The sequence below is a fragment of the Collinsella sp. OM06-18AC genome (assembly GCF_003438785.1).
GTDB lineage: Bacteria > Actinomycetota > Coriobacteriia > Coriobacteriales > Coriobacteriaceae > Collinsella.
In genome coordinates, this window is record NZ_QSTX01000004.1 from 72408 (window position 1) to 96868 (window position 24461).

Sequence of the window (24461 nt, forward strand, 5' to 3'; positions counted from 1 at the left end):
TTGCGATTGCCGCCGGGCTGGCGGCTTTACTCACTCGGTCTGCGAAGCCGATCGCAGACGGTTGATATGCATCATCAGATACAAGAGCTCCTCGTCCGAGCAGCTCTGCTTGAACTCTTTCTCGAACACGCGGTTGATGGCGTACGCACACTGGTAGGCCTCGGGAAAATCGCGGGCGGCCTGCATAAACAGTGAGGAGTTCTCGGTCTGCGTGCAGCTGCCCTTAACAAGGCGGCGAACCAAAAAGCGCAGGTGCGCAAGAAAGCGAATGTAGCAGTACGACGCCGTGTCGAGCGAGCAGCCGAGCTGCTTTTCCACGGAATGGGTTACCTCGTCAAGCACGCGGGTGCTCTTCATGATGAAGTCCATGTCCTTGGCGCGGCCCATGCCGTCGACCTCGGCGTTAACGATGTGGAGCGCGATGCTCGTGGCCTCGTTCTGACCCAGCTTGGCGCCGGTGTGCTTTTGCACGATGGCGAGCGCGGCCTGACCGATTTCGAGCTCACGCGGGTAGATGAAAGCCACCTCATGCTCGAGCGGGTTGGGAGCGCTGATCTGGTCGTCGTCGCGCTGAACGGCAAACTGCAGGTGATCTGCCAGGATAAAGGGCAGGCCACCGGACAGCTTGCAACCAAGCTGCTGGGATGCGAAGCAGGCAATGTCGCTTGCCGCGAGCAGAACGTCGTCGGGAAGTGTGCCGACCATATCCTGCAGGCTCTCGGGAACGTTATAGAATTTGCGCTGGATGAGCGACTCATCGGCAAGCTCGTAGGGCATCTCGTGAAAACCGATGCCCTTGCCAAAGACAACAACCTCTCGGCCGTCATCGCTGGCGGCGAGAGCAACGTTATTGTTGATCTTCTTTAAAATGAGCATGAAAAAACTCCTCGGACATCGGCGCTAGACGACGGGGCGATATTCCTCGTCTTCTATTATGCGCAAGTGATGCCTCCCGAGGAGTAACAAACTTGTGAGCACGTGGGCGATTGTAGGATGAAACTTGCATGCAGCGTAAGCCCCATTGGTGCGAAAGTCCGCTGAACGGTAGGAAATCGCCTGTAAACGGCAAAACCACCACAAAGGTGCCTGGCCCCTTTGTGGTGGTTTTGGCTGATGCCCTGATGTTACTCGCGCGGGGTGCCGTAGGGGTTGTACAAATCTGCAAGAGCAAATGTGCCGGTAGTAGCATCAAAGTCGAGTTCGAGCACACAGCAGTTGCCAATGCGGTGCTTCATCTTGAGCGGCTCCACGCCCACGCCGCGCATGACCTGAGCCGCTGCGGCGCCATGGCTCACGCACAACACGCTCTCATGTCCAGGGCGCTGCATGAACTCGGTGATGGTCGCCATCATACGCTCGCGAAACTCGACTTCGCCCTCGCCGTCATACTGCTTGTAAAAATCGCCGTACGGCAGGCGCGGATTCAAATCCTCGCTCGCGCCCTCAAATTTGCCAAAGTTCCACTCCTTAAGGCCCTTGACGCGCTCGTAAGGCTGACCGGGGAACGCAAGCTCAAGCGTGTCGCACGCACGCTCGGACGTCGAACTGTACGCATGGTCAAACGTAAGGCCACGCCCTCGCAGGGTCGCACCGACAGTTTGAGCCTGCTCGATTCCCAGCTCGGTGAGCGGCGAGTCACACCAGCCCTGCTTGCGACGAAGCAAGTTAAAGAGCGTTTGACCGTGACGCATAAAGTACAGTTTTGACATGAGGCCTCCGTGATCGCAATCGTTTGTCAGCGATTATGACACCTTGAGCTAACTTTAAGTCAAAGCTTTTTTGCAAAAACCACCACAAAGATGCCTGTCCCTTTTTGGCAGGTTATGGCAGCGCAGCGAGCCGGTTCCAAGTGCCCCAGGTCGCCCCGAAAGAGGAGCGACGCGTACTTTGGTACGCGAGCGACGGCTTGAGGGGCGAGATGGGGTGCTTGGGGCCGGCGCAGCGTCGAGCCTTAAAGGTGATCTTGGATCAGATCGCAGATGGCTCGGGCGTCGTTGATGTTGATGGCTCGGGTCGCAAAGCCGGCGTCGAAGGCCTGACGCGCCAGGGCCTCGTTGCAGGCAAGGGCCAGCGTGTGGCCATCGACCAGGTCGAGCGAGCTCTTGCCGCGCAGACGGTCGACACCGGAGCGCGCGACGACAATGTTGTCGAAGCCCTCAGTCTTGTAGCCCTCGATGATCACCACGTCGACATCGTTGTAGCGTGACAGTAGCTCGCGCGCGGGCATCTCGTCCTCCTCGCGCGTGTCGGCGTACTCCGCCCAGCGCGTGGCGCAGATGAGGCCCACGTGCTTGGATCCGGCTTGGTGATGGCGCCAGGTGTCCTTAGCGGGTACATCGATATCAAAGCCGTGATGCCCATGATGCTTGAGCGAACCCACGCGCAGGCCGCGGCGGGTGAGCTCGGCGATAACCTTCTCGACGAGCGTGGTCTTGCCCGAGTTTTGGTAGCCGATAAACGCGATCGCGGGGACGGCCGGTGCCGGAGCTGCAGGCGCAACGGCGACGGGTGCGCTCGCGGGCGCGGCACCGTCAGCGGCCACGGCCTCAACGGCAGCGGCCTGACGCTCTGCGCGGTCCCACACACCCGAGCGGCCACCCTCCTTGTGCAGCAGGCGCACATCGACGATCTCCATGCCGCGATCGACAGCCTTGCACATGTCGTAGATCGTTAGGCACGCAGCACTCGCGCCGGTCAGGGCCTCCATCTCGATACCCGTCTTGCCCGTCACGCCGGCCGTAACCAGTACGTGAAAGCCAACCTGCCCGTCCACGCGCGCCGGCGCCCAGCCCTCGGGCATGTCCTCGGCCGGCGTCCCCGCCGGAGCGATGGGCGCAATGTCGCACTTGCTCTTGGTAATGAGCAGCGGATGACACATGGGGATGATGTCGCTCGTGCGTTTGATGGCCATAATGCCCGCCACGCGCGCGCAGGCAAGCACGTCGCCCTTTTTGGCGCGGTCCTGCAGCACCATGGCCTGCGTCTCGGGGTGCATGAGGATGGTGCCCTCGGCGATGGCGATGCGATGGGTCTCGACCTTGTCGGACACGTCGACCATGCGAACCTCGCCCTTGGCGTCCACATGCGTCAGCTCGTCGCGACGGGCGTCGCGGGCGGGCTCGGTGACAGCGCTGGCAGTCGGCTGCGCGGGCACGGCGGCGTTGCCAGCATTCGCTGCAGCCGTGACTTTGTGGGCAGACATCGCGGCCCTGCGAGCGGCCTTGGTGGCATCGGCGTACCTGCTCTTGGCCATATGATCATCCTCCGATTTGGGACATAAATCGTTGCGTGCCCTCAATTATCGCGTGTTCCTGCGGTTTGTGGGCCACGGCATCGCGCCAAATCGAAAGTACCTGCATATCATCACCACGGCGCAGCGCTTCACGCACCGAATACTCAGCATCGCTGAACAGGCACGGACGCACGTTGCCATCGGCCGTCAGGCGCAGACGGTTGCAATTCGCGCAAAAATGGTTGGACATGGCGCTAATGAAGCCGACCGTTCCCGCCGCACCCGGAAAGTGCCAGTAGCGCGCAGGGCCCGCGCCGGCAGGAGCGTCGTTGATGTCGAGCGGCTCGAGCTCGGCCAGCCCCGTCGCGGCGACCCCGGTATTGATGCGCGCCCGCAGTTCGTCGCTCGGCACGGTATCGCTCGCGTCCCACAGCTCGGGATTGAGCGCGGGCGCATGCGGGTCCACAGCGCAATGCGAGCTCGTACGCTCGTCGCCGATGGGCATGTACTCGATAAAGCGCAGGTGGATGGGGCGGTCGACGGTCAGCCGCGTAAGAGCCGCCACATCCTGGTTGAGCCGACGCACCACAACGCAGTTGACCTTAACGGGCTCAAAGCCCCAAGCCAGCGCCGCGTCGATGCCGGCCATGGTCTGTTCGAGCCGGCCCAGGTGCGTGATCTTTCCAAAGAGCGTAGGGTCGAGCGTGTCGAGCGAGATGTTGACGCGATTAAGCCCCGCGTCTTTGAGCTGCGGCGCCAGCTTGGGCAGCAGGGCGCCGTTGGTGGTAAGCGAGATGTCCTCGATCTGCGGAATCGCGCGGATGTCGCGAATGAGCGGGATAATACGGCGGCTGACCAGCGGCTCGCCACCCGTCAGGCGTACGCGGCGAATTCCCTCCCCCGCCACCAGGCGCACAAAGCGGGCGATTTCCTCGGCACTGAGTAGCTCATCGTGCGCGCGGGGCGTCACGCCGTCTGCCGGCATGCAGTAAATGCAGCGGAAATTGCACTTGTCGGTAACGGCAATGCGCAGGTAGTTGATATCGCGACCAAAGCCGTCATGTTGCACGTGCCCGTCCACGCAGCCTCCCCTCACGCGGCGTTTTATTCTTCGGGGAATATAGTACCGCACGGGAAGAATGGGTCGACATGCGTACGACACGAAAGACCTTTGCGAGCAAGACCGGCTTCCCAAGCCCATCCTCAACACAGACCATCACAACATTCGATGCTTTTCCCGATTTTGGCAAAAAACGTCGAATGTTGTGATGGTTTGCCTGCCCACGGCACCCCGCAGAAGGGCCAAAGCGCCCCTAAAGGCCGCCGTCCCAGTGCCGAATCACGAATTCTCGCAGGTCGTTCTGCCGCTTTTGGAACGCTTCGCCTCGGTCGCACTTAAGGCCTATCGCAAGCGCGATGGCGTTCATCGCCCGGTGCAATTGCAGCTGATGGGCAAACTGAGTCCCGGTGAGGACGATCATCCTAAAGCCCAGCGCGCTCAGTACGGTCATACGCTCCGCATCCGACGCGCTGCGCTGTTTATCAAGATGGTCCGAGCCGTTGTATTCAATCCCCGTACCGCTCGCAGGCGCATATACGTCAATCTCGAAATACCCGGCCTTTGCGAGACACTTGAACTCGTTGGGAACATCGACCCTATGGTTGAGCTCGAGTTTGGCGTATCCCAGCCCGCCCTGGAAACGTTTTGCTACGACCATGATTGCGGTGGCCGTCTCCATGGGCGACCGCGCGCCATCGTGCACGCGCTTGAGCACGGCGGCCGCGCGTATGGCCCCCCGACGAGATCGGTTCTCATTGCAATAGGCAATCAAGTCGGCAACGGTATACCTCTGCCCCATCTCGATATAATCGCCTGTCGACAGATGATTCAAATGGTATCGGGCGCAGATTTCGTAGCCATATTCCAACTGCTCGGGCTCACTCATCCACGAACCCGCCTGGACAAAGCACATGGCCTCATCAACCACCAGAAGGCCCTCTGCCACCTCGATAAGATGGCCTGGAGGTACCGGTGCTCCAAACACATGGCACCTAAATCCAGCCGGCGTCGAGCGCTCAAAATCGAAGTTGACGAGCGTGTCGATATGATCGAGCTCTTCTCGTGGAATACCAAGCGAAACCAGATAGTCGGTAACGATCCCAACTGCCGTTGAAGCCCTCAGCCCCTTGGCATCGAGCCCCAATTTGGGCAGGCTCGCGGTCGGCTCCGCCTCGCCAGCAAGCGAGTCCTCATCGTATAGGCTGCTTGCTCGCGAGAGCGGCTCGAACGGGCGCGCCACGTTGTGGTACAGCCAGGCAGTCTTATGGGACAGGACGATCGGCAGGTCCATGAGCCCTCCAATGGAGTCGGATAACCAACCTTATTCCCCTGCCCACGGGTCCGCACACCTTCGTGCACAAGAAAGCGATTCCACCCGATCGAGTGGCAGAAAAACCATCACAACATTCGATGCTTTTCCCGTTTTTGGCAAAAAACGTCGAATGTTGTGATGGTTTGAGGCGAGGTGAGAGGCACGGAGGGGTCAAAGCATCGTGCTCGAACAGGTTAATCCAACTCTTTTAAGCCATGCGCCAGCTGCCAGTACTCGCCGTGCTGGGCGAGCAGCTCTTCGTGCGTGCCGCGCTCGATGATGCGGCCGTGTTCGAGGACCATGATGGCGTCGGCGTCGCGGACGGTAGACAGGCGGTGCGCGATCATAAACGTGGTGCGTCCGCGCATGATGCGGTCCATACCGCGCTCGATGAGCTTTTCGGTACGCGTGTCGATGCTCGAAGTGGCCTCGTCCAGGATCAGCACCGGCGGGTCGGCGACGGCCACGCGCGCGATGGCGAGCAGCTGGCGCTGACCCTGCGACAGGTTGGTGCCATCGGCCGTGACCGGCGTATCGTAGCCTCTAGGCAGGCGGCGGATAAACGAATCGGCGCAGGCAGCCTCGGCAGCGGCGCGCACTTCCTCGTCGGTCGCATCGAGCTTGCCAAAGCGGATGTTCTGCGCAATGGTGCCGCTAAACAGGTGCGTGTCCTGCAGCACAATGCCGAGCGACCCGCGCAGGCTGGCCTTGGCAATGTGCTTGACGTCGATGCCGTCGTACGTGATCTCGCCGTCATCGACCTCGTAAAAGCGGTTGATGAGGTTGGTGATGGTCGTCTTTCCGGCGCCCGTCGAGCCCACAAACGCGATCTTTTGCCCCGGCTTGGCAAACAGGTTGAGGTCCGTGAGCACACGGGTGCCCGGCACGTAGGAAAAGTCCACGGCATGGAAGCGCACGTCGCCGGCGAGCGGGACCAAGCCGCACGTGAGCTCGGTGCCGTCGGCAGCCACCGCACGGCCCGACTCATCAACGGCAGCCACATCATGCAGGTGCCCGTACGCGCCCACGCCCTGGCCCTCGGGAATCTTCCATGCCCACGCGGCGTCGCCCGTCTGCACCAGCTCCACGCAGCCCTCGTCCACCTCGGGCTCAAGATCCATGGCGGCAAACAGGCGCTCGGCGCCGGCCAGCGCGTTGAGCAAGAAGTTGCCCAGCTGCGTAAACTGATTGATGGGCATGGCGGCCTGACGCACAAAGACCAGGTAGCTTGCGAGCGCACCTACATCGGCCAGACCGTTGATGCAGAGCATGCCGCCTGCCACCGCAACGATGGCGTAGTTGGCATAGCCGATCACCACGGTCATGGGCACCATCGAGTTGGCGTAGGCCTGCGCGGCACCACCGGTGCGGCGCAGCTCTTGGTTGCGCGCGTCAAAACCAGCCACGTTGGCCTGTTCGTGATTAAAGACCTTGATGACCTTTTGGCCCGAGACCATCTCTTCGATATATCCGTCCAAATCGCCCAGCGACGCCTGTTGGGCGGCAAAAAAGCGCTTGGAACGCATGCCCGAGTAGCGCGCGTACAGCACAATGGCCACATCGCACACGAGCGTGATAATCGTGAGCTGCCAGTTGAGGATGATGAGCATGGCCGTGGTGCCGACCACCTGGATGCTCGCCTGAATCACGTTGGCAAAGCTGTTGTTGAGCGCCTCGGAGACGGTGTCGACGTCGTTGGTAAAGAAGCTCATGATGTCACCCGAGCGCGTGCTGTCGAAGTAGCTCAGCGGCAGCATCTGGATGTGCGCAAACAGGTCGCGGCGGATATCGGAGACCACGCGCTGGGCCGCGCGCACCATAATCTGCGAGTAGCCCAGAGCCGAGAGCACGCCCGCGGCGTAGATGGCAGCGGTAAAGATAACCTGCCTGGCGAGCAGTTCCTCGCCGCCCGTTGCCAAACCGTTGACGATGGGGCGCACCATGTAGGTACCGGCAAGGCTTGCGATGGCGGCCACAAAGGCAAGCACACCCACTGCGAGCAGCGAGAACTTGGCATGCCCCATGTAGGAGAGCAGGCGGCGAAGCGTCTGCGCCAGATTGGCGGGACGGGCCTGAGCGGATGTCTTAGGCACGATGCTCATCTCCTTTCGCAGCCTGAAGCGATCCACTGGGGCCAGAGGAAGACAGGGCATTTGCGCCATCCACGACGCCCGCATCCCCCGCAAACTCCATCTGCGAGGCATAAATCTCCTGATAAATGGCGTCGCCCGCCAGCAGCTCCTCGTGCGTGCCCACACCGTGGACACAGCCGTCGTCCAACACCACGATGCGGTCGGCATCCATAACGCTCGCAATGCGCTGCGCAATGACAATCACCGTCGTATTGGGAATCTGAGCGATATGCTCGCGGATCTTGGCGTCGGTCGCCATATCGACCGCGCTGGTGGAGTCATCAAAAATGAGCACGCGCGGATGCTTGAGCAGCGTGCGCGCGATGCACAGGCGTTGCTTCTGGCCACCCGAGACACCGGCGCCGCCTTGGCCCAGCTCTCCGTCCAGCCCGCCGATGCGATCAAGGAACTCGTCCACGCACGCCGCGCGGCAAGCCGCGAGGAGCTCATCGTCCGACGCCTGCGGATTGCCCCACTGCAGGTTCTCGCGCACGGTGCCCGTGAACAGCACATTCTTTTGCAGCACAATGCCCACGGCGTCGCGTAGGGCCGCAAGGTCGTAGTCGCGCACGTCGTGTCCGCCCACAAGCACGGTGCCCTCAGTGGCGTCGTACAGGCGCGCAATCAGCTGTACAAGCGAGCTCTTGCCCGAGCCCGTGCCGCCGAGGATGCCCACCGTTGAGCCGCTCTCGATGCGAAGGTCGATATGCTCGAGCACATCCTCGGCAGCATCCGCGCGGTACTTAAACGACACGTCGCGAAACTCGATGCTTCCGTCGGCCACCCCGTGCACGGCAGTGGCAACGTCGGGCGCCTGGATAAGCGAACGCTCGTCGAGCACCCGCGAGATGCGCTCCACGCTGGCAAGTGCGCGCGTGATCAGCAAAAACACGTTGGAAATCATCATGAGCGAGTTCATGATGAGCAGCACATAGCTCATAAAGCCCGTGAGCGAGCCCACGCCGAGCTCGCCGGCAAGAATCATGCGCCCGCCGATCCACAGAATGGAAAGCGCCGCCACGTACATCGACAGCTGAAACACCGGCAGGTTGAGCACGGCGTTGCCAAAGGTCTTCGTCGCCGTATGCGCAAGCTCGGTATTGACGGCATCGAACTTGGCCTCCTCGTGCTCGGCACGCACGTACGCCTTGACGGCGCGCACGGCGGTGAGGTCCTCCTGCACCACACCGTTGAGATGGTCCATCGAGGTCTGCAGCTGGCGGTAGAGCGGGCTGACGCGATAGGTGATAACGCCCAGTACAATCGCCAGCACTGGCAGAATAATCGCGAATACCGTAGCGAGCGGGCGCGACAGCACCAGCGCATAGACCAAGCCGACGATGAGCGTCACGGGGCCGCGCACCATGGGGCGAAAGCCGTTGCCGATGGCGTTTTGAATCACGGTGATGTCGGTGGTCATGCGAGTGACGAGCGAGCTGGCGTCGTAGTTGTCCAGATTGCCAAAGGCGAGCGTCTGGATCTTGCGATACTCGGCCTCGCGCAGGTTAGCGCCCAGCCCCGAGGCGACGCGAGCAGACGTGCGCGCATAGCCCAAGCCAAGTACCAGCGAACATGCGGCGCATACCAACATATACGTGCCCTGCAACAGCATGTAGTTGATGTCGCCCGCGGGAACGCCCACGTCGATGATATTTGCCATGATGACCGGGATAAACAGCTCGAGCGCCGTCTCGGCCGTCACAAAGAGCACGCCGAGCATGGCATCGCGGCGGTATGCCCCCAGATAGGAAAACAGAATCTTGAGATTGCGCACGCAGGTTCATCCCCCATCAAACGTTGTTCGCAAACCCACGTATTATGGCGCGCCGTGCGGCGGTGTCAAGTGTTCCGAAATCGATTTCTGCAAGGCTAGTGCAGGCACCAAGCTCGCAGGACGCGCCCCTGTATTCAATTAGAAATGAACGCGAGCGTGACTTTTTCGCCCCACTGCCAACATAAACCTTGACTCTATAATCGTTGTAGGGTTTTCACTACACTGGTACGTAAACAGACCAAGCCAGAAAGCCCCGCCCATGGAACACGACCTCACACGCGGCAATGTCCTTAAGACCATCGCGGTCTTTGCCCTGCCTTATATGCTCTCGTACTTTTTGCAGATGCTCTACGGCATGGCCGACCTGTACATGATGGGGCAGTTTAGCGGCGCCGCCGGCATCACCGCCGTGGGCAACGGCGCGCAGACGCTCTATATCATTACCGTGACGCTCGTGGGCCTGGCCATGGGAACGACGGTCATCGTCGGCCACGCTGTGGGCTCGCGCCGCTTCGACCGCGCCGAGGTTGCCATCGGCAACACCATCACGCTCTTTATGGGTGTCTCGGTGGTGCTGGCCGCCATCTTGTTTGCACTGTGCCCGCAGATCGTGGCGCTCATTGGCACGCCGGCCGAGGCAGTTGAAGGCACCGCTGCTTACCTGCGCATCTGCTTTGTCGGCATTCCCTTTATCGCCGCCTACAACATCCTCTCGGCTATCTTTCGCGGCCTAGGCGATTCGCGCTCGCCCATGTACGTGATCGGCGTGGCGTGCATCATTAACATCGCGCTCGACTTTTTGTTTATCGGCCACATGGGACTCGGCCCCGTGGGCGCGGCGCTCGGTACGGTAACCGCCCAGACGGCAAGCGTGGCCCTCGCACTCGTGTGGCTCAAGAGCCGCCGCACGCATATCCACCTCAAGCGCAGCGACCTGCGCCCCCAGCCCGAAGTGCTCGGTAGCATCCTTAAGATCGGTGTGCCCGTGGCCGTGCAGGACGGCTGCATCCAGGTGGCGTTTATGTTTATCACCGTCATCGCCAACCACCGAGGGCTCGTCGACGCCGCCGCCGTGGGCCTGGTCGAAAAGATGATCAGCTTTTTGTTCATTGTGCCGAGCTCCATGGGCGCCACCGTCAGCGCACTCACGGCGCAAAACGCCGGCGCGGGCAAGGGTGACCGCGCACGTCAGGTGCTCAAGGATGCCATGACCATCTCGGTAGTATACGGCTGCCTGATCACGGTGCTGATGTGGCTGGTGGCACCGGCGTTTATCGGCTTTTTTGCCAAGGACGCCGCGGTGGTCGCGGCCGGCACCGGCTATATGCGCAGCTACATTTTCGATGCAATCTTTGCCGGCATCCACATTTGCTTTAGCGGCTTTTTCGCTGCGTATGGCAAGAGCTACATCGGCTTTGCGCACAACGTGCTGGCCGTGGTACTCATTCGTGTGCCCGGTGCATGGTTGCTGTCGAACGCCTATTCCGACACGCTGTTCCCCATGGGCATCGCCTCGCCGTGCGGGTCGATTCTATCGGCGGTCATTTGTGTTGTCGCGTTTACCGTGCTCAACCGCCGCGGGGTTTTTGACAAGCTGGCGGCGTAGCGGGGCGACGCAAAATCGCCCTGATCGACGACATCATCAGCGACGGCCCAGCAACCTACGTGACGCAAGTCACGGTGCCGGTCTCTCTAGGCTAGACCGAGCCTCGCCTCTAACTCGGTCAACGCCTCAAAGGCATCGCGAGATGCACCCGCCGCGCGCTCGCGCTCGGCAACGCAAATTCGCATCATTAAGCGCTCTTTTGCCTGCACTTGGGAATGCCTCGCGCGCCCTTCCACCTGCGAGCAATTGCGATTCTCGATATCCATTACGCCTCCGGCACCTCACCAGTAGCTAAGATCCGCTCGAGTGCGTCCTCGTCCAGCACGGGTACGCCCAGCTGCTCGGCCTTGGTGAGCTTGGAGCCCGCTTTGGGGCCGGCGACCAGATAGCTCGTCTTCTTTGAAACACTGCCCGAGACCTTGGCGCCGAGCACCTTGAGCGCCGCGCCCGCCTCGTCGCGTGTGCGGTTGACGAGCGTGCCCGTGAGCACAAAGGTCAGACCCGCGAGCGGTTGAGCGTCGGCGAGCTCGCCGGCCACGCCTGCATCGGCCGCGGCTTGCGCGTGTGCGGCGCCCAAGTCAACCTCGAGCGACAGGCCCGCCTGGCGTAGGCGCTCCAGCACGGCAAGGTTCTCGGGCACAGCCAGGAACTGCTTGACGCTCGCCGCAATCTTGGGGCCGATGCCCTCGCACTCGGCGATGTCCTCTTCGCTCGCCAAGATGAGCTTGTCAATCGACAGGAATCGCTCGGCGATGACCTCGCCCACGCTTTTGCCCACGTGGCGGATGCCCAGGGCAAACAGCACGCGACCGAGTGGCTGGCTCTTGGACTTGTTGAGCTCGGTGATGATTTTCTCGGCCGTCTTGAGGCCCACCGGGATGGGATCGCCCTTCTTGACGCCCTTTTTGCTGTTGGAGCTGGCATAGGTGCGGCCCGTGTCCAGGCCTGCGATGTCGTCGACCGTGAGCTGGTAGAAGTCCGCGACATCGTGGATCAGGCCGGCAGCGATCATCTTGTCGACGATCTCGTCGCCCAGGCCATCGACGTCCATGCAGCCGCGGCTCACCCAGTGGAGCAAACGCTCCTTGAGCTGTGCGGGGCAGTCGATGGACACGCAGCGGTAGGCAACCTCGCCATCCTCGTGAACCACGGGGCTACCGCACACGGGGCAGACCTCGGGCATGTGCCAGTCGACCGAATCGGCCGGGCGCTTGTCGAGCACCGGGCCCACGACCTCGGGAATCACGTCGCCCGCCTTGTGCACGATGATGGTATCGCCCTCGCGCACGTTTTTGCGGCGGATCTCGTCGATGTTGTGCAGCGTGGCGCGCGCGATGGTGGAGCCGGCGACCGTCACCGGGTCGAACTCGGCGACCGGCGTGAGCACACCAGTGCGGCCCACCTGGATGCGAATCTCGCGCAGGATGGTCTGCTTTTCCTCGGGCGGGAACTTAAAGGCAATGGCCCAGCGCGGTGCGCGGGCGGTAAAGCCCAGGTCGAGCTGCTGCTGGAAGCTGTCGACCTTTACGACCACGCCGTCGATGTCGTAGTCCAAGTCGCCGCGATGCTCGAGGGCCTGGGCACAGAACTCGTGAACCTCAGCCGGCGTGGCGCAGCGGGCCACGTTGGGGTTGACGCTGAAGCCGGCGCTGCGCAGCCAGTCGAGAAATTCGCGCTGGCTGTGGACGTGCAGCGGATCGGTATCGGCAATGGCGTAGATAAAGGTGGCCAGGTCGCGGCGTGCCGTGACCTTGGGATCCTTCTGGCGCAACGATCCGGCAGCGGCGTTGCGCGGGTTGGCGAAGGGGTCGCGACCCTCGGCATCGGCCTCTTCATTCAGACGCACAAAGCTGCCCTTGGGCATATAGACCTCGCCACGTACTTCGATGGCACGCTCGCGGTCGGCGCCCATGTGGGCGAGCGCCGGCTCGGACAGGTGCATGGGCACATCCTTGATGGTACGCACGTTGAGCGACACGTCCTCGCCCGTGGTGCCGTCGCCGCGTGTGGCCGCGCGCACAAAGGTGCCGTTTTGGTAGGCAAGCGCCACGCCCAGACCGTCGATCTTAAGCTCGCAGGTATAGGTGACGCTACCGGCTCCGAGCGCATCCTCGGTGCGCTGGAGCCACGCGTCGAGCTCGTCCAGATCCATGGCATCGTCCATGGAATACATGCGTGCCATGTGCGTGACCGGCGTAAACTGCTCGCTCACGTAGCCGCCCACGCGCTGGGTATAGCTGTCGGGCGTCACCAGGTCGGGGTAGGTGGCCTCGATCTGCTGGAGCTCAACGAGCATTTTGTCGAAGGCGGCATCCGTGATCTCGGGCGCATCGAGCATGTAGTAGCGGTAGGCGTGGTAATCGAGCTCGTGGCGCAGCTCGGCCGCACGCGCCGCCGCCTGGGCACGGGCATCGGCCGGTGCAGCGGTATCCTCGCTCGCGGGCGTTTCGGTATCGATGTCCACACCGTCACCAAACAGGCTCGATTGCTCCATAGCGGCACTCCTTCGCTCGATTTCAAACGGATACAAGAGTACCACCGGTCACCATGGCGCCGAATAACCCTTTCGAACCGCACCGAATCGGCAGCCGCCAGACCGGAGTGGATCGCGCGATCAACTCATGCCCTTGCCATTTCTAAATGATCCGTTTCCCCGTCCCCAACGGATCAATAAGAAAAGAGGGGACTGTCCCGCGTCGGCGGGACAGTCCCCTCTGGCTTCGATATGTGCAATACGGTTCGTTAGAAACCCTGACCGTTGCCCTGACCCTGACCCTGCTGGCCAAGCAGCTCCTCCAGATACTGGCGCAGCTGCTCGTCGGTAATACCGCCGTTGCCGGTATCGGTCGCGCTGTCGTTCTGCTGCTGGTTCTGCAGCTCCTCGTCGGAGCCCAGCTCAACCGTGACCTTCTTCTCTTCCTTGCCGCGCATGAGCGTGATCTCGACCTTCTCGCCCACCTCGTGGCTGCGCAGCGCGATGATCAGGCCGTCGGCGCTCGAAATCTCATCGTCGCCCAGCTTGGTGATGACGTCGCCCTCCTGAATGCCGGCCTTGGCGGCAGGACCATCCTCAACGACGCTCGCCACATACGCGCCGCTATCGGTGCTCAACTTGTTGGTGCGGGCGTTAAGCGCATTGACGCTCGAAAGCGTAGCGCCCATGTACGGATGCACCGGCGTCTTACCGTCGATGATCTGGTCGGCAATGTTCTTGGCGTAGTTAACCGGAATGGCAAAACCCACGCCCGAGCTGGAGCCCGAGTAGCTCTCGATAAGCGAGTTGATACCCACAAGCTCGCCATTGTCGTTGACGAGCGCGCCGCCGGAGTTGCCCGGATTGATGGCGGCATCGGTCTGGATCATGTTGGCATAGATGGTGTTGCCGCCGGTAGAGCTCATGGCCGTGGAGCGATACAGCGCCGAGACGATACCGGTGGAGACAGACTGTTCGTTGCCGAAGGGCGAGCCGATCGCCATGACCCACTCGCCCACGTTGAGCTTGGAGGAATCACCGATCTCAATCGGCGTGAGCTTGGAGGCGTCGGCGTCCTTGAGCTTGATGACGGCCAGGTCGCTCGAAGCGTCGTTGCCCACGAACTCGGCCTCGTAGGTGGTGCCGTCGTCCATGGTCACCACGTACTGGTCATAGCCATCGACCACGTGGTTGTTGGTGAGGATATGGCCCTCGGTATCGAGCACCACGCCCGAACCGACGCTGCCCGAGTTGTCCGACTCGTCGGCAGACTGCGAAAGCGAGCCATTCTGGCTGCCGCTCGACGTGGCGGTGATGGAAACGACGGAGGGCAGGGCCTTGGCAGAAACGGCCTCGGCCAGCGTAGTGTCCTCGGAATCGATGGTGATCTTTTGCGTCGATGAACCCGAAGCACCCGCCGTCACGGCATTCTTGCCACCGCCAATGTTGAGCGTACCGCTCATAATGAGCGCAATGACCAGCAGGGCGCCACAGGCGCAGCCGGCGAGCGCCGTAATAAAGATCGGCAGCTTTTTGGTCTTGGTCTTGACCACCGTGTGCTTGTTTACAACCTGCTGGCTGCCCAGCGGCTTTCCGGTCTGCGTGTCGTAGGCCTGCACGTAGGGAATGTTGTTGCCGTCGGCAGGCGTCGACTCCACCTGCACGCGCGGCTGCTGCTGAGTCTCGCCGGCATTGCCAACATCCTGGGGACGCTGGGAATCGTTCTCGCTCATGGCTGCGATCCTTTCGTCAAATAACCAATGGCCCGCCAAACACGTGGCGGGCCATCATTGTTCACGTTGAGTTGTACCCCAATATGCGGGCGTACGTGTACGAGAACGCAATCTTTTAGGAAGGCTTAAGTTCTGCTGCAAACTCGAAGGGAACCCGCACCTGCGGCAAAACCACCACAAAGGTGCCTGTCCCCTTTGTGGTGGAAATCTAGTCCTTAAACAGATATCCCACGCCGCGGACGGTGGTGATGTGCGCCGCGATCTGCGGGCCCACCTTGGAGCGGATGCGTCGGATGTGCACGTCGACGGTGCGCGTGCCGCCGCAGTACTCAAAGCCCCATACGCGGTGCAGCAGCACCTCGCGACTGTAGGCGCGGTTGGGGTGCGTCGCCAAAAAGCTCAGCAGCGAGTACTCCATCAGCGTCAGGTCGATGGGCTCGTTATCGAGTGTCACCTGGTAGGTAGCCAGATTAATCTCGAGGTTATCGATGTTGAGCACATCATCGGCGGTGACGGTCTCCTCCTCGCCCATCAGGCGCTGCGCGCGAGCCTTGAGCTCGTTGGGCGTCGCCGTGGGGCACACAAAGTCGGCATGCGCGTGATTCGGCAGGCGCAGGGTACCGAGCGCCTCGTCGTCAACGATCACCAACATGGGGACGCCACCACGATCGTCAAGCCACTTGGCAATCTGATCGATGCGGTCGCTGCGGATGCCATCTGAATCGAGAATCAGCAGGTCAAAGTCGTGCGCCGCAGTCGGCGAATCGGGGGTTGCCAGGCTCACCTCGACACCCAGGGTGGTCGTCAGGCTGCGGGCAAACTCGTGGAAGCGCGTCGTGCGCGCCATGAACAGGGCACTCTTTTCGGACATATCGGCCTCCAAAGAAATGAGCTCAATCGTACTGGAACAAGCCAGCGCGATTAGGAGTTCGCCAGATAGTGCTTGATCTCCCACTCGGTGATCGTAGACTCAAACTTATGCCACTCGTCGCGCTTCTTTTTGAGGAAGAAGCTGTGGATGTGCTCGCCGAGGGCATCCTTCATAAACTGCGAGTCCTCAAACACGTCGAGCGCCTCTTTGAGCGAGCGCGGCAGCGGCGTGTAGCCGGCCTCGACCATCTGACGGTCGGTAAGCTTGAGCGTCTCGGCCGTGGCCTCGGGCGGGAGCTCCAGCTTGCGCTCGATGCCGTCCAGACCAGCCGCCAGCGTGACGGCGTTGACCAGGTACGGGTTGGCCATGGGGTCGGGGCTGCGCAACTCGATACGCGTGGACAGCTGCTTGCCGGGCTTGTAGACCGGGATGCGGACCATACTCGCGCGGTTGCGCAGGCCCCACGTGGCGTACTGCGGCACGGAGTCGCCGCCCGTGGTGATGCGCTTGTACGAGTTGACCGTGGGGTTGGTGATGGCGCTGATCTCGCGCGCGTGCGCCAAGATGCCGGCCATGTAGTGCTTGGCGATTTCGGAGAGGTGGTACTTCTCGTCGTCCTCGCCCCAAAAGACGTTGTTGCCGTCGTGGTCGAACAGCGACTGATGCAAAAACATGGCGCTGCCGTCCTCGCCCGCCAACGGCTTGGGCATAAAGGAAGCGTGGCAACCGCTCTCGTAGGCCTGCTGCTTAATGATGAGCTTGGCCGTGGTGACGGCGTCGGACATGCTCAGGGCCTCGGCGTGACGCAGGCTCATGCCGTGCTGCGAGCGGCCGGCGGCGTGGAAGGTGTACTCCACGGGCACGGACATCTTCTCGAGCGTGAGGACCGTGTTGCGACGCAGGTCGCGGGCGGCATCGCTCACCGAAAGATCGAAGTAGCCCACGTTGTCAAGCGGCTCGGGGGTATGCTCGTCGGGGAAGTAGTAATACTCCAGCTCGGCGCCCACGTTGAGCAGATAGCCGGCCTTCTCGGCCTTGCGGAACATGCGACGCAGGGCATCGCGCGGGTCGCCGGCAAACGGCTTGCGATCGGGAGTGCACACGTCGCAGAACACGCGGGCGACGCCATTGTGGCTCGGGCGCCACGGCAAAATCTGGAAGGTCGAAGCATCGGGAAACGCCAGCATGTCGGCTTCCTCGGGCGTGGCAAAACCCTCGATGGCGGAGCCGTCAAAGCCAATACCCTCCTCAAAAGCGACCTCGAGGTCCTCGGGGCTAATGGCAAAGTTCTTGAGGCGGCCGAGAATGTCGACAAACCACAGACGCACAAAGCGGATGTCACGCTGCTCTACGGAGCGGAGTACGTAATCGATGTTCTGCTGGTTCATGTCGCTCCCCTTTCTTTCGGGCGGGTTTCGACTGGTCTATATCGCAGATACTATCGCAGAAAAATGTTTCCGCAGGGTTAAAGCGTATCAAGCGCCCAAAAAACGTGTGCGAACAGGCCGTGAGGCCAAGAGACTAGCGCGAGGTCGAAGCGCGGTGTTCGATGTGGCCGGGGATCTCGATGCGCTTGGGGGCGAGCTTTGCGGCGTCGCCCACCGTAGTGGTAACGACGTCGATGCGCTCGGACAGGCGCTCGACTACGCGCTCGGCGATGGCGAGGGTGTCTTGCGCGGCCGTGGTCACACCGCCAAAGAGCACGTGGTTCCAGGGGTAATCGTCAAACGTCGCGATCTTGAGGCCAGCCGGCAGCGAGGGACCCAACTGTGCCAGCGCCTCGGTCAGGCGCAGGAAGACCAGACCGTTGACGGCAATGAGGCCGAGCTTTTTACCCGCATAGCCGCGGATGGTCTCGTCCAGGCGACTGACACCCGTGGCGCCACCATCGGCCAGGGTGACGACCTCACCCGCAAGGCCGCGTCGCGAAAGCTCGTCGGCAAAGGCCTCGGCACGCTCGCGACGCACAGGGCTGTCGTCGCTTGCCTCGGTGAGCAGGCACAGGCGCTCGCTGCCCGCAGAGGCCAAGGCGTCTACCAGGCCGGCGACCAGCTCACGGTTGTTGGAGGTCACCAGATCGACGCCGCCATTGGCAACATCGCGGTCGAGCAGCACGACGGGCAGGCGTCCCGCAGCCTCGGCGATCGCCTTGTCGTTGCCTCCGCAGGTATTGACGACCAGGCCGTCCACGCCGGCATCGATAAGTCTGGTGAGCGACTCTGCCTCCTTGGCGGGGTCGTTGCCGCTAATGGCCGTCATGAGCGAGCAGCCGCGCGCGGCGGCGCTGGCGGAAAGCCCTTCGAGCATGGCGCTGGAGAACGGGTTAGCAATGTCGGCCAGAATCACGCCGATGAGGTTGGTGCGTGAGCTGCGCAGATTGCGCGCGGCGGCGCGAGGGCGATAGCCGGTGCGCTCGATAACCGCCGCGATGCGAGCACGGGTTTCCTCGGTCATTTGCCCGGGGCGGTTGTTGAGATAGCGCGAGACCGTGGCCGGGCTCACGCCCGCCTCGGCAGCAATGTCCTTAATCCTCATCTGCGCCATAGCGCACCCCGTTTCCTAATTGTCGGCAGTCTGGGCCATTTTAGGCATTTATGCGAACTGCCTACGCCACCAGACCCGCAGAGCGATCTTAATTTCACCGCAGCTAATAAAGGGCGCGAGTTAGATAGCCGAGTCTTTGGGCAGCTCGAAATAGTCGGGATGCAAGGCGATAACCGGGCCCTGCTCCTCGGGCATCAGATGCAAGTGCGTCTCTGCCAAATAGCTCGCCGTGTCGGTGTCGCCCTTCTTAATGGCCTCGAGAATCCGGCGATGCTGCCGACGAATCGGTTCCCAATCCAGATCCTGCGACACCATACGCAACCAGTTGTATCGCTCAAAATGCGTGTTGACGCTCTTCATCCAATCCCACAACATATGGCGGCCGGCAATCTCAAAACACGTCTCATGAAACAGGTTATCCAAGTCGAAAAAGCGACGCGTTTCGCGATGGTCGAGCGATTCGGACTCGGCAAGAATCTGCTCAAGCCGCTGCTTTTGCTCGGGCGTGGCGGCCGAACAGCATTTAATAAGCACGCTTCTCTCGAGTTTCTCGCGCAAGAAGCAGGCGTTCTCGGCGTGCTCCATGCTGATTTTTGAGACATAGGTGCCGCTTTTGGGACGCGTTTCCACCAGCTCCTGCTCGCGCAGGCGCACAAAAGACTCGCGAATGGGCGTGCGCCCGATTCCTGTCTCCTTTTCCAGACCAATCGCCGAAAGGCGCGTGCCGGGTTTGAGCTCAGCATAGATAATCTTGGAGCGCAATGCGTTATATGCCTGATCTTGCAGGCTCTGATAATGCTGGTGTTGTTCCATAAAGCCCTCGTATGAAGCTCACGGTTTGTCGAATTCCACCACGTAATACTATCGCATCGACACGCCCCAGCTCCCAATCAGTCTTTTTGGGACGGGGCTCTTTTAGCTACCCTGGCCCGCAGATCGGCCCCCTTGCCACAAAAGTGGCCCATCTACTACGTTAACACGGATAGCCTCGGCCATACCGAAAACCGTGAAAACAAAACCGCAGGTAGACAGCTTGTCGATTTTCGTAAAAGCCAACTATGGTTGGCCCCTGCGGCTTAAACGTAGTAGATAGGCCCTTTTCGTGACGCAGCACTACCGCACCCCAAATTGGCACCCCGAGCCTGTTATAAGTTGCTGTGAAATACGGACGGTTGATAATCAAGGGTTGATAATCAAGGCGCGCTATACGGCTTGCCATATTTCACTATACTTTGCTGTACGTCGCTATACTTTGCTATAACTTGACAATAATCGGCCCGTTACCATCCGGGATATAACGGACCCCAAGCCAACGCTGGCTTGGGGTCCGTCTTGTACCATGGCTCTTTTGGACTATGAGCGCTCGTATTTCGTGGCCCGCCCGGTTCCCTGCCTTACGATTGCATTCCGTTCAAGCAGAGATTCGAGTGCCGCCAACGTCCGCATGCGGCTCAGCCCCGTCTGTTTTTCAATCTCGCTTCGCGACATAATTCGCCCGCCCGACAAGGCATTGAGAACCCGAATCTCTTCCTCGGACCCTTCAAAGGCATCGGTAGCGGGCAATGTGACGGCCACCATGCCGCCGCGAACATCAAAAATTGGTTGATTGATCGAATCGCGATAGGCACGTCTAATGCGCGCGATTCCCGTGCCAAATTTCTCGATGTAATCCAGCTTTAAAAAGACCTCGGCGACAATTGGGTTTCTGAGCACGGATATCTGCCCATACAGGTATTGTTCCGTCGTCAAACCGGCAGGCAGTGATCCGGGCGAAGTCACAACAACACGATCGTCGTACAAGGCAATTTGAACATTCGCTCGAACGTCCCACGTCCGATGCACCAAAGCGTTTGCAACAGCTTCGCGGAATGCCTCAAGAGAAATTCGATCGGTTTGGACGCGCTCCATCCCTTCGATACGCTCAAAACGGTAGTAGCGTGCAAACATAGCCACCGCCCTGTCCACCTGCTCAATTGCGGATACATTTGTCGCCGTCTCACGGTCCAAGATCACATCCTCGGTTTCGCCAAAACGGACGCAGTCGATGCCCGGAAAATCATTCTTATCCGCCAAAATCGCCGCAGCGTTGGTATAGCCATCTTTGCCGAGCAAGCGAAGCGTGCGCATAATATCCGGCGTTAGCTCGGAAATGCCGAGATGTTCAACACACTTATGCTCGAGCGTGTGAAAACTCAAGTCCTGGCGAGCCGACGTGAGCGCGTCGAACGTTACGTTGCTGCCTTCGAGCGTCAGCCTGCCATACTCAAACCGGTCGACCTCCACCGTTGCCGAATCGTTTCGCCTGTAGGCCTTTCCCTTGCTTCGATAGGGTTTGTCCTGGCCCTCATAAACCGTAAGGATTACGGTCCCGTGTTTCTCATCGCGCTCGAGCGTGTAACGGGGAGCGGGATCCAAGCTGTCATTAATCATGTTCTCGATGCGGAGACACTCTGCGACCGGATCTGCAAGGCCGACAGCCACGCCCTCGTCATCAACGCCAAACTCAATCTTGCCCGTCCCGTAGTTTGCATAGGCGCTCACCGTTTTAAGAAACGTCGGCGTAACGCTTTCCTTGTATTCGACTGTAGGGTTCTCTCTAACAACCATATGCACAACCCTCTCGTTTCGTACCATTCATAACCGTATTATAAGACGAAAACCGTTTGCGTACTGATTTATCAAAGACGCAAACGGTTTTCGTCTTTATTTGCGTACGGAATTAAGACGCATAATTTCGCTTTCGTATGGCTCAATACCGGACACAGGCTGTTTTCGTCTGTCAATACGCCTGCAATCCAAACGAAAAGAGCCCCGAGCTCGTATGAACTCGGGGCTCTTCGTGCCGCACATCTATGAGAGGAGAAATTCGATGCGTACGGGCGCTACTCCATGAAGCCGCAATGGTGCAATGGGGCCAGATTTACATGCACCAAGTTGGTGCAAAGTAACCTGCCCCCACGCAACAAGGGGTTGACTAGAGCTCGCAGGCAACCTTGTAGCCATCGCCGATGGCATCGCGGATGTTACCGCACTTGTTGGCATCGCCCAGCACGTGGGTGGCAATACCGGCAGCGGCAAGGTCGTCGGCCAACTTGGTATTGGGACGATAGCCCATGGCGAGCACCAGCGTATCGGCATCGGCGATGGTGTGGGCCTCGCCGTCCTTCTCGTAGCTGATGGTGTCCTCGGTAATCTCGGTCACCTTGGCCTCGGTCAGCACGTGAACGCCCTTGGAGAGCATGCGCGTGATGAGGACCGCGCGACCGGCACCACCCTCGTTGGCGGCGAGCGTCTTGGTCATCTCGATAACGGTGACGTCGCGGTTTGCCGGCGACAGATCGTTGACCAACGGGGCCAGGTAATCGGCCGTCTCGCAGCCGACGGTGCCGCCGCCCACGATGACAATCTTCTTGCCCGGGAAAGCCTTGCCGCCCAGCAGGTCATCAGCCGTCATGACCTGCTTAAAGCCCTGCATAAAGGCCGGGGCGATGGGTTCGGCGCCATAGGCCAGGACGACCTCGTAGCCCGCGTAGTCACGCTGAATGTCCTCGGCCGAGAGCTCGGTGCCAAAGACGCATGTGACGCCGGCCTCGGCCAGGCGACGGTACTGATACTTGATCACACGGGTGAGTTCCTGCTTTGCCGGCGGAACGGCCGCGATGCGCATCTCGCCGCCCGGCTCGTCCTGCTTATCCACGAGTACCACGTTGTGACCGCGCTTGGCGGCAATGTAGGCTGCCTCCATGCCCGCAGGACCGGCGCCCACAACCAGTACGTTCTTGGCCTCGGCGGCAAGCTCGTAGCCAGCCTCATCGCGCTCCACGTCCGGGTTGACGGTGCAGGAGATGCGCTTGCCAAACATAATGCCGTTCAGGCAGCGCAGGCAGCCGATGCAGGGACGGATCTCGTCGGCGTTGCCGGCAGCCGCTTTGTTGCAGAACTCGGCATCGCACAGATTGGCACGGCCCATCATGCAGATGTCGGCAGCACCGTCCTCGATCAGCTCCTCGGCAATCCATGCCTCGTTGATGCGGCCGACCGTGGCAACGGGAATATTCACATGCTTTTTGATCTCGCGCGAGCAGGCGGCGTGCGAGGCCTGCTGCGTACCGGCGGCGGGAATGGCGGAGCCGCGCTTGATGGTAGTGCCGCCCGACACGTGGATCATGTCGACGCCGGCCTTCTCCAAGCGGCGCGAGACGTAGATCATGTCGTTGAGGGTCAGGCCGCCATCGGTGTACTCGTCACCCGAGATACGGACGTCGATGATAAAGTCCTTGCCGCAGCGCTCGCGAATCTCGGCGATGACCTCGAGCAAGAAGCGCATGCGGGCGTCGAGCGAGCCGCCGTACTCGTCGGTACGCTTGTTGTAGAGCGGGGTCAAAAAGCCGCCGAGCATGCCATGGGCGTGCGCCGCATGAACCTCGACGCCATCGACGCCGGCCTTCTGCATACGCACGGCAGCGTCGCCGAACTGATGCGTGAGCTCGTGGATCTCGTCGATGGTGATGGGACGCGGAGCCTCGCGGGCATAGGACGGGCCCACAAAGGACGGAGCGATGAGGCGCGGGGTGCCCGGAATGTTAAAGGCCATGTAGGCGGGGTGGAAGAGCTGCGGCATGATCTTGCAGCCATACTCGTGGACGGCGGCGGCGAGCTTTTCCCAGCCAGGGATAAACGTGTCGTCGTAGCAGCACATGTCACCCGGCAGATAGGTATAGGTAGGCTCGACCGTCACGACCTCAGTGATGATCAGGCCCACGCCGCCCTTGGCGCGGGCACGGTAATGATCGACCAAGTCGTCGGTCACATAGCCGTGATCGGCCAGGTTGGTAGACACCGGCGGCATAAAGACGCGGTTCTTGACCTCGGTCGTACCGACCTTGATCGGACTAAAGAGCATCGGGTAGGCGGATGACTCCATGCAGGCTTCCTTTCGTTTGAGCCGCTCGGCGGCAAATTACTGACCTATCTATCGTAGCAGCAACCGAGCGGTGCCCGAGCGCACGTGTTCCCCCGGCTTCTGCTCGGTTCACAAAACTCCAGTATACCGCCGATACTGGCACCCCTGAACACCGAACTTGTGTGCTTTTGCCCAGGTGGGTCATGTCCCGACGTACATTTTTGGGAATATTCAGCATCGGAGTGCGCCGCGCAGCGTCCTCGACGCCCCATTTGGTGCGCATTTTGCGCCCGATCGGCATAAATAAGTGCCTCCGATGGCGAATTACGCCATCGGAGGCACTTAAAACAGCCGTTCTGCCCCTCTATCGGGACATACGTTTGCTGAATATTCCCAAAAATGTACGCCGCAAGAGGGGGCACCCTCCCTAACGACTCAAATGCGGACGGCCGGCGGCATCGAGTCCAATCGCCGCGCTCGCCCCCGAATGCACAAAGCGCCCCCGTGAACGGATGCTCGCGGGGCGCTTTGATGCCTGAGTCCTATTTGATCCCGCGGCCCAAGTCTTCGGCAATTTTGTCTACGCCCTTAAGTGCGGCGCAGGTCTTTTTGTTGGAGCAATGTCCCGTGCAAACGCCACCCTGAGCGCAATCGGCGCAGGTGCCTTTGCGGTAGATGCGCACGCACACGGCGACAAACGCAATGCCGATAACAGCCAACACAACAATATCGATAGGTGCCATAGCAAGCCTCCTCTAGTTAACCACCATTTACTTTACCCCATCTTCCACCTGCCAAAAAGGGGCAGGTTTATTTTGGTC

Annotated in this window: 18 protein-coding genes; 1 reads left to right on the forward strand and 17 read right to left on the reverse strand. The window is 60.8% G+C overall.

Going from position 1 to position 24461, the window contains the following annotated elements:
* Positions 1-30: 30 nt before the first annotated feature.
* The 7 genes from DXB86_RS03680 to DXB86_RS03710 form a co-directional block, all read right to left on the reverse strand.
* Complete coding sequence (locus DXB86_RS03680) at positions 31-876, reverse strand: PRD domain-containing protein (protein ID WP_117563639.1); 846 nt, start codon at positions 874-876, stop codon at positions 31-33.
* Positions 877-1124: 248 nt separating this feature from the next.
* Positions 1125-1709, reverse strand: a complete 585-nt coding sequence (locus DXB86_RS03685) for a histidine phosphatase family protein (RefSeq protein ID WP_117736185.1) — start codon at positions 1707-1709, stop codon at positions 1125-1127.
* A 242-nt stretch (positions 1710-1951) separates the two neighbouring features.
* A complete protein-coding gene (mobB, locus tag DXB86_RS10165; RefSeq protein WP_117736186.1) occupies positions 1952-3253 on the reverse strand; it encodes a molybdopterin-guanine dinucleotide biosynthesis protein B in 1302 nt (433 codons plus the stop codon).
* A 4-nt stretch (positions 3254-3257) separates the two neighbouring features.
* Complete coding sequence (gene moaA / locus DXB86_RS03695; RefSeq protein WP_233504134.1) at positions 3258-4313, reverse strand: GTP 3',8-cyclase MoaA; 1056 nt, start codon at positions 4311-4313, stop codon at positions 3258-3260.
* A gap of 232 nt (positions 4314-4545) precedes the next feature.
* A complete protein-coding gene (locus DXB86_RS03700) occupies positions 4546-5583 on the reverse strand; it encodes a hypothetical protein (protein ID WP_117736187.1) in 1038 nt (345 codons plus the stop codon).
* Between the two features lie 215 nt (positions 5584-5798).
* Positions 5799-7706 (reverse strand): ABC transporter ATP-binding protein, encoded by a 1908-nt coding sequence (locus tag DXB86_RS03705; RefSeq protein WP_199410980.1) that lies wholly within the window; start codon positions 7704-7706, stop codon positions 5799-5801.
* Positions 7690-9510 carry an ABC transporter ATP-binding protein gene (locus DXB86_RS03710; RefSeq protein WP_369831476.1) on the reverse strand — a complete coding sequence of 607 codons (1821 nt, stop codon included), beginning with the start codon at positions 9508-9510 and terminating at the stop codon, positions 7690-7692. Before DXB86_RS03710 ends, DXB86_RS03705 begins: the two co-directional genes overlap by 17 nt.
* 259 nt (positions 9511-9769) lie before the next feature.
* Here DXB86_RS03710 and DXB86_RS03715 point away from each other — a divergent pair, with 259 nt between their 5' ends.
* A complete protein-coding gene (locus tag DXB86_RS03715; RefSeq protein WP_117736188.1) occupies positions 9770-11116 on the forward strand; it encodes an MATE family efflux transporter in 1347 nt (448 codons plus the stop codon).
* Positions 11117-11202: 86 nt separating this feature from the next.
* On the opposite strand, the gene DXB86_RS09890 is transcribed toward DXB86_RS03715, so the two are convergent.
* The 10 genes from DXB86_RS09890 to DXB86_RS03760 all read right to left on the reverse strand — a co-directional run bounded on the left by DXB86_RS09890 (position 11203) and on the right by DXB86_RS03760 (position 24383).
* Positions 11203-11382 (reverse strand): hypothetical protein, encoded by a 180-nt coding sequence (locus DXB86_RS09890; protein WP_147330817.1) that lies wholly within the window; start codon positions 11380-11382, stop codon positions 11203-11205.
* Positions 11382-13610 carry an NAD-dependent DNA ligase LigA gene (ligA, locus tag DXB86_RS03720; RefSeq protein ID WP_117736189.1) on the reverse strand — a complete coding sequence of 743 codons (2229 nt, stop codon included), beginning with the start codon at positions 13608-13610 and terminating at the stop codon, positions 11382-11384. The genes DXB86_RS09890 and ligA overlap by 1 nt, the downstream gene beginning before the upstream one ends.
* 248 nt (positions 13611-13858) lie before the next feature.
* Positions 13859-15322: a S1C family serine protease gene (locus DXB86_RS03725; protein WP_117736190.1), complete on the reverse strand. Its 1464-nt coding sequence runs from the start codon at positions 15320-15322 to the stop codon at positions 13859-13861.
* 208 nt (positions 15323-15530) lie between these two features.
* Positions 15531-16193 (reverse strand): response regulator transcription factor, encoded by a 663-nt coding sequence (locus DXB86_RS03730; protein ID WP_006234733.1) that lies wholly within the window; start codon positions 16191-16193, stop codon positions 15531-15533.
* A gap of 50 nt (positions 16194-16243) precedes the next feature.
* Positions 16244-17581: a glutamine synthetase family protein gene (locus tag DXB86_RS03735; protein ID WP_117736191.1), complete on the reverse strand. Its 1338-nt coding sequence runs from the start codon at positions 17579-17581 to the stop codon at positions 16244-16246.
* A 133-nt stretch (positions 17582-17714) separates the two neighbouring features.
* The gene (locus DXB86_RS03740; RefSeq protein ID WP_117736192.1) at positions 17715-18737 is read right to left on the reverse strand and encodes a LacI family DNA-binding transcriptional regulator; all 1023 of its coding nucleotides are present in this window, start codon (positions 18735-18737) and stop codon (positions 17715-17717) included.
* A 120-nt stretch (positions 18738-18857) separates the two neighbouring features.
* Complete coding sequence (locus DXB86_RS03745; RefSeq protein WP_117736193.1) at positions 18858-19550, reverse strand: GntR family transcriptional regulator; 693 nt, start codon at positions 19548-19550, stop codon at positions 18858-18860.
* Between the two features lie 540 nt (positions 19551-20090).
* A complete protein-coding gene (locus tag DXB86_RS03750; protein ID WP_158555275.1) occupies positions 20091-21344 on the reverse strand; it encodes an ATP-binding protein in 1254 nt (417 codons plus the stop codon).
* 367 nt (positions 21345-21711) lie between these two features.
* Positions 21712-23661, reverse strand: a complete 1950-nt coding sequence (locus DXB86_RS03755) for an NAD(P)/FAD-dependent oxidoreductase (protein WP_117736195.1) — start codon at positions 23659-23661, stop codon at positions 21712-21714.
* Positions 23662-24182: 521 nt separating this feature from the next.
* A complete protein-coding gene (locus DXB86_RS03760; protein WP_035136858.1) occupies positions 24183-24383 on the reverse strand; it encodes a hypothetical protein in 201 nt (66 codons plus the stop codon).
* Positions 24384-24461 lie beyond the last annotated feature (78 nt).

Coding starts and splice junctions, on each gene's coding strand:
- DXB86_RS03685 (WP_117736185.1), bottom strand. CDS start 1,709: ATGTCAAAACTGTACTTTATGCGTCACGGTCAAACGCTCTTTAACTTG.
- mobB (WP_117736186.1), bottom strand. CDS start 3,253: ATGGCCAAGAGCAGGTACGCCGATGCCACCAAGGCCGCTCGCAGGGCC.
- ligA (WP_117736189.1), bottom strand. CDS start 13,610: ATGGAGCAATCGAGCCTGTTTGGTGACGGTGTGGACATCGATACCGAA.
- DXB86_RS03755 (WP_117736195.1), bottom strand. CDS start 23,661: ATGGAGTCATCCGCCTACCCGATGCTCTTTAGTCCGATCAAGGTCGGT.
- DXB86_RS03745 (WP_117736193.1), bottom strand. CDS start 19,550: ATGGAACAACACCAGCATTATCAGAGCCTGCAAGATCAGGCATATAAC.
- DXB86_RS03680 (WP_117563639.1), bottom strand. CDS start 876: ATGCTCATTTTAAAGAAGATCAACAATAACGTTGCTCTCGCCGCCAGC.
- DXB86_RS03725 (WP_117736190.1), bottom strand. CDS start 15,322: ATGAGCGAGAACGATTCCCAGCGTCCCCAGGATGTTGGCAATGCCGGC.
- DXB86_RS03705 (WP_199410980.1), bottom strand. CDS start 7,706: ATGAGCATCGTGCCTAAGACATCCGCTCAGGCCCGTCCCGCCAATCTG.
- DXB86_RS03760 (WP_035136858.1), bottom strand. CDS start 24,383: ATGGCACCTATCGATATTGTTGTGTTGGCTGTTATCGGCATTGCGTTT.
- DXB86_RS09890 (WP_147330817.1), bottom strand. CDS start 11,382: ATGGATATCGAGAATCGCAATTGCTCGCAGGTGGAAGGGCGCGCGAGG.
- DXB86_RS03740 (WP_117736192.1), bottom strand. CDS start 18,737: ATGGCGCAGATGAGGATTAAGGACATTGCTGCCGAGGCGGGCGTGAGC.
- DXB86_RS03750 (WP_158555275.1), bottom strand. CDS start 21,344: ATGGTTGTTAGAGAGAACCCTACAGTCGAATACAAGGAAAGCGTTACG.
- DXB86_RS03715 (WP_117736188.1), top strand. CDS start 9,770: ATGGAACACGACCTCACACGCGGCAATGTCCTTAAGACCATCGCGGTC.
- DXB86_RS03700 (WP_117736187.1), bottom strand. CDS start 5,583: ATGGACCTGCCGATCGTCCTGTCCCATAAGACTGCCTGGCTGTACCAC.
- DXB86_RS03735 (WP_117736191.1), bottom strand. CDS start 17,581: ATGAACCAGCAGAACATCGATTACGTACTCCGCTCCGTAGAGCAGCGT.
- DXB86_RS03730 (WP_006234733.1), bottom strand. CDS start 16,193: ATGTCCGAAAAGAGTGCCCTGTTCATGGCGCGCACGACGCGCTTCCAC.